At 41.0% G+C, this 9,322-nt stretch carries 6 protein-coding genes and 1 pseudogene; 3 read left to right on the top strand and 4 right to left on the bottom strand.

Annotated features, from left to right (window positions below; genetic code table 11):
• Both BLS03_RS14175 and BLS03_RS14170 read left to right on the top strand, forming a co-directional pair.
• Nucleotides 1–225, top strand: a pseudogene (locus BLS03_RS14175) (glutamine amidotransferase); the annotation flags it as partial.
• Nucleotides 226–303: 78 nt separating this feature from the next.
• On the top strand, nt 304–939 hold the full coding sequence (locus tag BLS03_RS14170; RefSeq protein WP_093275177.1) for a LysE family translocator: 636 nt from the start codon (nt 304–306) through the stop codon (nt 937–939).
• A gap of 240 nt (nt 940–1,179) precedes the next feature.
• On the opposite strand, the gene BLS03_RS14165 is transcribed toward BLS03_RS14170, so the two are convergent.
• From BLS03_RS14165 to BLS03_RS14150, 4 genes are read right to left on the bottom strand one after another with little or no spacing between them, the layout of a single operon-like run.
• Complete coding sequence (locus BLS03_RS14165; protein WP_143015635.1) at nt 1,180–2,208, bottom strand: hypothetical protein; 1,029 nt, start codon at nt 2,206–2,208, stop codon at nt 1,180–1,182.
• Nucleotides 2,209–2,243: 35 nt separating this feature from the next.
• Nucleotides 2,244–3,197, bottom strand: a complete 954-nt coding sequence (locus BLS03_RS14160; RefSeq protein ID WP_093275172.1) for a hypothetical protein — start codon at nt 3,195–3,197, stop codon at nt 2,244–2,246.
• Nucleotides 3,198–3,214: 17 nt separating this feature from the next.
• Nucleotides 3,215–7,540 carry a PAAR-like domain-containing protein gene (locus BLS03_RS14155; protein WP_093275169.1) on the bottom strand — a complete coding sequence of 1,442 codons (4,326 nt, stop codon included), beginning with the start codon at nt 7,538–7,540 and terminating at the stop codon, nt 3,215–3,217.
• A gap of 30 nt (nt 7,541–7,570) precedes the next feature.
• Nucleotides 7,571–8,026: a hypothetical protein gene (locus tag BLS03_RS14150; protein ID WP_093275167.1), complete on the bottom strand. Its 456-nt coding sequence runs from the start codon at nt 8,024–8,026 to the stop codon at nt 7,571–7,573.
• Between the two features lie 780 nt (nt 8,027–8,806).
• On the opposite strand from BLS03_RS14150, the gene BLS03_RS26200 reads away from it, so the two are divergent.
• Complete coding sequence (locus BLS03_RS26200; protein WP_425445113.1) at nt 8,807–9,127, top strand: GFA family protein; 321 nt, start codon at nt 8,807–8,809, stop codon at nt 9,125–9,127.
• Nucleotides 9,128–9,322 lie beyond the last annotated feature (195 nt).

Below are 9,322 nucleotides of genomic sequence, written 5' to 3'. Positions count from 1 at the left end.
CCTCGACAAATCGTTGCTTATAGCGATTTGGTGTTTGGTTTTCAGTGTCATATGGAATTGACTAAAGATGTTGTAGCGTTGCTGATAGAAAATGATGATTTCAGCGAGGCAGCAAACTATCGTTTCGTTGATGAGCCTGAAGTACTAATGAATCATGACTATGATGAGATGAACCAAAAGCTACACGAATTTTTGGATAAACTAGCGAAAGCCTATCACGCATAAGTTAAGTTTCTGGTTGCTTTTTATTTTATCACCGGCTCATTGAGCTGGTTTTTTTATAGATAGTTAGTGAGGAAACACATGGACATTGATTTGCAAACATACATGCCAACATTGGCAATTACTGGAGCGCTTACTCTCGGCGCTATGAGTCCGGGTCCCAGCTTTATCTTTGTTGCCAGACGAGCAATTTCACTTTCAAGACGGCATGGGATTTTTACCGCGTTAGGTATGGGGACGGGAGCATTAGTTCTATCGGTTGTCGCCTTACTCGGATTACAAACGATTTTTAGCCTGATGCCGGTAAGCTATTCAATATTTAAAATTGCAGGCGGATGCTATATCTTGTTTTTGGCATTTGGAATTGTGAGATCCGCTCGAATTCCGTTACAGTCCATAGATGCTACTCGATGCCAAGACATTTCCTTATTTCCTTCGTACTTACTAGGTTTAGGAACCCAACTCAGCAATCCCAAAACAGCCATCGTATTTGCCAGCGTATTTACAACACTGCTACCGCAAAACATCCCTACGTATTTCTATATTGTGGTTCCAATCTGCACATTTTTGAGTAATGCAGGATGGTATCTGATTGTAGCTTTAGTTTTATCTGCTTCAGGCCCTCGTCAAGCGTACTTAAAATTTAAACAATTTATTGATTATTTGTCTGGGTCAGTGATGGGGGGATTAGGATTGAAATTAATCATCAGTCGTTAATAAATCTCTGCCCCATTCTGAGTTTTAATGATGAATCATTGATTTAACGAAAGCGTGATTTGACTTACTTTTTGTGATATCAGTAAAGTGTTTTAAAGCCGTGGTAAATTAGGTATATGTAAGATGATATACCGAGATTAGATATTGATTTGAAATGAAAGCTTAAGGTACGAAATTATTTATGTACCTCTCGTGCTCTCATATCAATGGTCTGTTAGCTTGTTAGTCATGTGCGATGGCTTAATTCTCAACCTTTAGATTGGCATACAACTCAGGCAGAACGTGTTCTTGTTCGAGGAGTTTTTCCAGCCGTTCTTCAAATGGCTCCGGCCTTTTATCGATAAAAAAGTACGTGTTCGATTCCGGGCGCCGAAAGCTCTCTCGGGTGATCACTGCGCTTTTTCCGTTGTCCATAAAATTAAACAGTTGCGCTAAGAAATAGTCATAATCGCTTGCTGAATTAAGGTGCACTTTTCCAGTAGGCTGAACCGTGACAGGCGCCACTTCATAGCCACCATTATGCTTTTTGCTTTCGCAATAAAAATAGAGCAGCAATCCCGTTTTTCGCTCTAAGAACCCTAAATTTTCGAAACGGCAAGCCGCCAAACGGCCAAAAAACCAAGTGTAAACAAGGCCACGTTTTCGGTCGAAGTATATATACGCAGGCTTTGGGGATTTAATAAAAAACACCGTAAAAAATAGGGTTAATAATAATGTCACACTGGCTATAACTAAATGAGAAATTTGATACTTTTTTTGTGACTCTCTTCCATATGTAAAAATAGCTTTATTATAGCTTAAGAAAGAATAGTTTCCGTCATTATCAAACATCGTTCGATAATAGGAAAATCGTCTATTGTGATAATCATCAAAATAAGAGCCTTTGATATATTTAGCTTTATATTCAGCCAATTTATCTCTTCCATAAGAGACAGAGGCAGAGTTTGGCCCTAAATCCCCAATAAAAGTAAATGACAGAATCCATAACCCAATAACCAAAGGTAGAAGGTAGGCAAAGCGTGCGCCATGCCTTGAATCACGCACAGATAGAATACCATCCGTCACCGTCATAAATGGCTCTAACGGATCATTAGCCGGTTGTAGCTTAAAGTGAGAAGCAAAGGAGTCGCGCCATTTGCTAAGCCGTTGTGGGTATTGGTATCTGATTAAGAAGCCTTGGCTGTTTGTTCTTTTCATTTTTCTGTTGCCACGTAAGTTAACTGAATCGCTGCTGATCTCTTCCAATATTCCTTTAGATCTGCGATTCATATTCCTCTCACATGTAAAAAGACTAACCGGACATCTTAGATAAACCGCTTGAGGTATAAATCTGGCAGTTCATGCTCGCGATTTAAGATTTCATCTAGCCTTGCATCAAAATCTGCTGGCTGCTTGTCTCTTGCTTGCCATGTTTTCGGAAGCTTCCTTTCAAAGCTAGCGCCCTTAATCACAGCTTGTTTTCCTTGGTCCATAAAAGAAAATAATTGGGTTAGTAGAAGGGTATTGTCTCGTTTTTGATTGAAATACATAGCCTCAGAAGGTTGGATGAGAAACTCCATTTCTTTATAGGTATATCCATTCTCTGTTTTTTTCTTTTCGCCATATAAAAATAGCCTTAAACCAAGTGTTTCTTCGCGAAAACCTATATTTTCAAAACGGCAGGCAGCCACACGTCCCTTACGCCATGTGTAAACAATTTGCCTTTTTCTATCAAAAAAGATATACGCCATAATTCGAAAGCGAATATACCAATATGTAATTGCTATCGATATGGCAAGCAGTACTACAATTATGAATAAACGTTCTTTCTGCATACGTTTCTGTGTTTCAGTACCATATAGATGTACAGCTTTTACATAATTTAATATACCACCCTTCAAATCTTTCCCTAACATTGTATTAAAATAATTATACCGATTTAAACTAAAAGAATCTAAACTAAAAGAATTAGTGTCTGTTTTATACTCAATTAAATTACTGCGAGCATACTCTATTTCTCCTGAATTTGGGCCAAGATCAGAAGCTATAAAAAAAAGAAAGCACCAGAAGCCAATTAGCATAGGTAGTACATAATGTGATCGATAGTTATGCATGCCATTTCTAATCGTTAGAATACGATCATTTACCGACATAATTGGCTCATGTGGATCCTCTAACGGTACTAGTTCAATTTCATCTAAGCACTCATTTTTTATCTCAATGAGTTTATTGATACCGCTCTTATCTCTAGTTAATGCAGTGTTTACTTTCGGTTTCATGTTAGGTCTTACTTCAATTAGTTGATTAAGTCGTTGTTTCTCATTCCAAGGAAAGTTTTGGTTATCTTACCATGATCACTTAAACTTCTCTTAGGGACTACCAGATTTGGTGATGGCTGATAATACCAATGAAGGACACAATCTTCCTCCATTTCAACTTCAAATGTTAGGGTTAGCGTGCCATCTTTTATCATATGACTTTCATTGTTATTCATTGCAGTTGATATCGCATTCGAAAAGGCTTTAGTTGCTTGTTCATTGAATTCGTAGTCGTATGCCTGAGGCTTTTGCTGGTATGGATTGATAACTTTTTTATGTATCGAAGCCACAACTTCAGAGACCTTCCAAACAAAGTTAGGCAGGGTAAAAGAGAATTTGTATTTAGAGACGCCGCTAAAGAGACCATTATCCTCTTCAACTTTTACTGAAGGTTTAATCAAAAAATTCATAAACTCTTGAACTTCAATAGAATATGCAAATTTAAATTCATTTTTATCATAAAAGCGTTGAATCATATCTAGCCTGCTTCTAATATTTAGCTCTCCCCCAGATTCAAAATACCAAAATGCATAGCGCTTATTTCTACCCCAAAAACAACTAGACAAAAGTTGTTCAAAGTGACTTTTGCTGTACAACCAGACTAACACTCCGCCAATTACAATTATCGCAAAAGCAAAAAAGCCAAAGGCCATCGCCCAACCGATTGAGCTGAAGGTGTATGCCGCTCCACCAGCAAGCATCAAAGAGCCTGTTGCCATGGTAAGGTGTCCTAGCATTTCTCCAGTATTGCCATTTTCATAGCTTTCATAAGCATCACTTAAAGACACGAAAACCATCGCCACATTAGCGCCTGCGGTAAGCCTCGCAAAGACTTTACGTTCAGCCCAAAGGCCGAGAGTTTTCAAAACCGAAGTCGACTTGGGGAGAAGCCTCTGTGCAAGATGTGATGTACTCGATTCGAGAATGTATTTGTTACTAAAAATTAGCCCAGCTCTTGATAGTGCCGCAGTATCAACAAGAAATGCTGATAGAGCTCCCAGCATTTTCATGTCTTCATACATATAAAATGTATTTCTCAAAGGGTCCGCTGAATCCACATCACCTTGTGCATAGACATCATACAAGCTCATTAAGTTGAAGTACCAAGATACCCCAGCTAATGCAGCGTCAGCGCCCATACTGAAAAAGTCAGTTGGGGCCTTAATTGTCGAGATGCGCCCATTATATTCACCATGCTCAAAAATAACTTTTATTTCCGCTTGTTCAATATAGCCTGCCAAACGAGTATGTTTCTGATCCTCTGCCCAACCAAACATAGACTTAGCTCTAGATAGTTGTCGCATCGAGCTCGTAATTTTGCTGCTATTCTTACCGCCAGAATCTATTATTTGAGTTAATGCCTCGCTCAGGCGCTGCCTTGAAACTCTTACTGTATTTCCAGTTTCTATGATGCCGTACACTTTTTCAAAAAATATAGGGATAAATGAATCAACAAGCTTGGAAAGTGCTTTTGCTGCTAGGTGGTTTTTGCTTTGATTAATTATCTTTCCACCATATTTCGCCCCAGCTTTTGCTTCTGCCCAAAGCTTTCCAAAAACAATAGGGAGGTTTTTTACAGCAATGTGCCAATCCACTTGTTCTTGGCATTGCAAAAAGAATTTTTTTAGGGATTCAAACACAATATAAGCGATGTTATTGGAATCGGCGATCCCTTGATCATTCTCGTATGCTGAGTTAATCATTTCCACAAGGACTCGTTGCCCCTCTTCATTAGAACTGAGACTTTCGAATAAGCCTTGAGTGATCAATGAGAGTTTTTCCGCTTCGTTAACTGCATCGGCTGAGGTCACATTTTCGGCATCAAAAAACATCTTAAGATAATTATCAAGAGAACCTATAGTTCCGTCTGCCAAGTCCTTGTAGGCAAATTGTGCATATAAATCTAACAGGAGTTCGAGGGATTGTTTATTCTTAGCTTTTTTCATATCACTTTTTTTAGTGAAAGCATCTAAAGCATCAGTATCAACATTCTCATTAATTAGCTCGACAACATCTGCAGAGCCTTTTTCTCTCATCTTATTGATAATTGTTCCGATAGAAGCAGGGTAAAAGGTCTTTGCTTCATCAGACTTCTGCTTTGCTGTAATAAGACTCATAGCGAAAGCTAAATCTGTTTGTCTACCAATGGGATCAAACAGGGCGACGAGTGTTCCATTTTTTTGTTCGTAATGACTCTTTTGGAGTGATTCAATAAGGCCGTCGGCGGACAGGGAATAATTCTTATAAATTCTAAGTGCATCGGGCGCATATGTATCGTCTTCATTTGAGACTTCGGATAGCAACCATTTCTTATCGTTATTACGATATTCCTCGACCAAGGAACTGAGGTTCTCTTTCGTCGCCGCTTGGCTAAACTCGGTTTGTGGCGAACTCAAATCCACTTGCTGCATGGCTTCTTGACGCAACGTTTCATCGCTGTTCATGTTGTCAATGAGAGCGGAAGACCATTGGTGCTCAGAGTAAACGATGGAGATTTTTTTCGCCTTTGGCGTCACAAACGCAAAAGGATAGAAGGTTGAGCCCGATGTGGTATCCAGCGTTAGGCCGCCTTGAGCGTTTTCTTGATTGGTAAAAACGTATCTTTCAAACTTCTCAATCACGCCTGTTGGGGTTTGGGTTTGCGCATATTTGAATATATGAAAAGGCGCGTTCTCTTCATCGCTCTCTTCTTTGATATATATCCAGCCTTCACGTAAAAGACGAAGTAGATAGCCCCCGGTGTCTTTTAGCCCCGTGGCGCTGCTCATTGTTGTCATACTCGGTGGTGCTTGCGCTGGCATCACTTCGTCAAAGAAATTCGCGTAGCCGTAACGTACCGGATAAATCGGCTGCACATTGACTATGCTTCCCGGCTCCTCATTGAGGTAGGGGTCGACTATATCCACGTTGGCGGTGGTATTGACAACCGCTTCGACGACACCGGCTTCCGCCGAGTACACATTATCATGGGCTTTAATGACCTGAACGTTAGAAACGTCAACCAGCAAATTCTGCGCTTTGTCCGCTAGGCGAGAAAATGATTCGGCGACTCGGTCGGGTAAGCCTTTGATATACGCGTTGAGATCCGAAATATGGGCATCAAAGATATCAGCAGAGAGGTAGGTGTAATTCAACCGTCGCGCTTCTTCGGCTAAGGTTTCTATTCGGCTGGTGACTTTACTTAGCAGGTCTTGCAGGGTATTGGTCATCTGCTTTTTGGTGGTATCCCAATCATAGTCGCTCAGATAACTTTGCGGATTACCTTTGCCTCTGGCGCGCATATAAGCCAGCATGCGATCGGTTGTTTCATGGGGGGCTAAGCGAAACAATACCGAGAGAATATCGCCTTCTTCGACCATCATCGGCAGGGTATACACTACCACTGTATCGATTGATGCGGTAGTTTGCTCAGCAATATCTTGAATTGCCGCATAACCAATCTTATCCAGTTCATAACTGGGGTGGCCCTTCGCAAAGTAGGCTTGAGTTTCTAACTGCAGCATCTCGTGAAAGTAGCGATCGGTGGTGAGATCTTTACCCATACTACCCCAGCCCATCATCGACGAGGCGATGCGCTGCGGTTGCCAAAAAGTCTGCTGGCCTTTACTGGCGAGATCAAAAAAGTCTTGGTCTTGTAACTGTTCACGATAATACGGATTGGTGCGTAATTTTGGAGCAACGACAAACGCATCATTACTCTCTGCAACTTGGAGCTTCACTTTGCCCGGCTGCAATCCATCCACACTGCCTTTGCCTTGTTCACACAGCGTACCGTCGCCTAAGGCGGCACTGGATTCATCCGTTAACTGGAATGGCGCATTGGTCAGCAAGGTGCCATTTGGGTAGCGCACTTTGATATCAACTTGTGATGGTTCTGCGGGCGATTCTTCAACACTAACCGAAGGGTTCTGCACTCCCAAACACATGGTATTAGCTTTATTCATGGTCATCTGGTCTGAATGGCGTGCGACACCTTTACCTTCGATGATGACGGTAGGCGAAGAAGTGACGAACTGAGCTTCCCCTTCAATGGTACCGGAGACAATGCCTTTCTTATCGCCAGAAGCATCGCCGGTACTTTGGGAAAATTTGCTGCCATCGATGGCGATACTATTACCACCATCAGCAAACACAGTCGTGGTGCCGTCAGCCAAATCGGCAGACTTAGCGTTGTTACCATAAGGGATCGGCACAACCGCCGGCCCACATTGAGTTTTACACACATCAGGGAGAGAAGCATTGGCTTCGCCTTCTGACCCTTGGTGAACGATACTTAGGCCGTTAGCATTGATGGTAACTGACATATTAGTTTTCTCACAAATAGTTAATTTGAGCTAGTTAAGATCAATACGTTGACCTTGGATCTTGACCGTTTTGTCGGCGCTATTACTGATTTGCTCTGCTGATGTAGCAACACGACCACTTCGGGCCTGATGTAGTGTTTGAGCTTTCCCTGATTGAATCAGTACCGATTCATCACCTTCGAGCACCACACGTTTGGCTTTCAACGTGATCTCTTGATCGCTAAGCAGAGAAAAATAGATGTTGCGCAGGATAGGCAGATCAATATCGCCAGCCAGAAAATCAATCCGGCAATCTAACTGGTTATCGATCGCAGCGTGGATTTCAGCGCGACTAAATGACCGACCAATCGATCCCCAAATCGGCTGTCCATAAGGGTTGCCCTCAAAATCGAGTTTCAGTCGGTTACCTTCAGGATGAATTTCACAGACCCAACCAATTCTGGAAATCAGGTTTAGCGTAGAACCGAGCTCAGATGATAACCCCATGTATGAATGTCCAAATAATAAGAAATCCGGTTACTTTACCAGCAATAGAAATCAGTTTGGATTGGCGAATTGAATGACTTTGTTTAGTTAAAAATGCTGTATTGTTGGCTTCTTTATAAGAAGGGTTAATTATTTTAACTAAACGGGTAGTGAATTTGATTTGTTGAACTTCGAGCGAATTGGCAATTATTGGCTAAAAATGTGATTTAAGTCACAAGTTGGTTTTGCGACCATTTGTCTGTTCCTAAACTACGTATTTTGGTGATGATGAACGTTTGCTTGGTACACAGCAGTTTTGAAGTAAAAGGTTCCAAAGGATAAATGAATCGATATCTGGCTTTGGCTACTCTTTCATATACTTGACGATGTCATCGTAGAATATCAGTCCGTTTGCTTCCGCTGTCCCAGAAATACTGTCGATACTTACATTTCGCCGTTTGGATTGTTGTTGAGCGAGTAATCATTGGCTTGGTAAGTTTTATCACCAGGTTCTGAGGTGCTCGCTTTTGCGATACTTGAAGTTATCCGTATACAGCTAAATTAGAAAGTTCACTGACACGTTTCTGTCCATCAACGTGCCAGGTTGACCTCGAACATCTGGCTCGGAACTGCCCCATTCCTTTTTGCGACGCACTTTGCTCTCATTTTGTTTGAGTATAGTTTGACCAAATTTTAGTAATGAATTAGCGTCACTAAAGGCTGCAAATAAATGAAGGTGGATCAGTGAAGTATTATGGGCGTTGCTTGTGTGGTTCCGTTTCTTTTGAAATTAACGGTTAAATTGAACAAGTAATACATTGCCATTGTGATATGTGCAAAAAATCGCATGGGGCAGCATTTGCATCATATGGTGTTGTTGCACTGGATTCTTTTCGATGGATTGGTCAAGAAACCATCGGTATTTTCAATTCATCTCTTGATACTCAACGAACGTTTTGCAAAAAATGTGGTTCTCCTCTTCAGTGGCATAAATCTGGAGATAGTTTTAATGAAGGTAAAATTTCTTTCAGTCTAGGGTTGCTTGATACACCCTTTACTCCAACTGAAGAATTAAACTTCTTCACGGAACAAAAGGCTAAATGGTACCTGCTTAATAACTGAATACAGTATCAACTGTGTAATGCAAACAAGCCTTTGTCCAAACTCTGTTAATGGTTCAATATGTCTAACGTTGACCATTCATTAGATATATATATATCTAATGATTCAGTGGCTATTCACTTACAAAATCCAGTGTCTAAAAAACGCGTTCCATCCCCCCTATTTTCATCAAAAATTATCACTAGCGATACTTAT

The organism is Vibrio xiamenensis (genome assembly GCF_900100015.1).
GTDB lineage: Bacteria > Pseudomonadota > Gammaproteobacteria > Enterobacterales > Vibrionaceae > Vibrio > Vibrio xiamenensis.
Note: the sequence above shows the minus strand (reverse complement) of the source record. Positions and strands in the feature narration are given on the sequence as shown.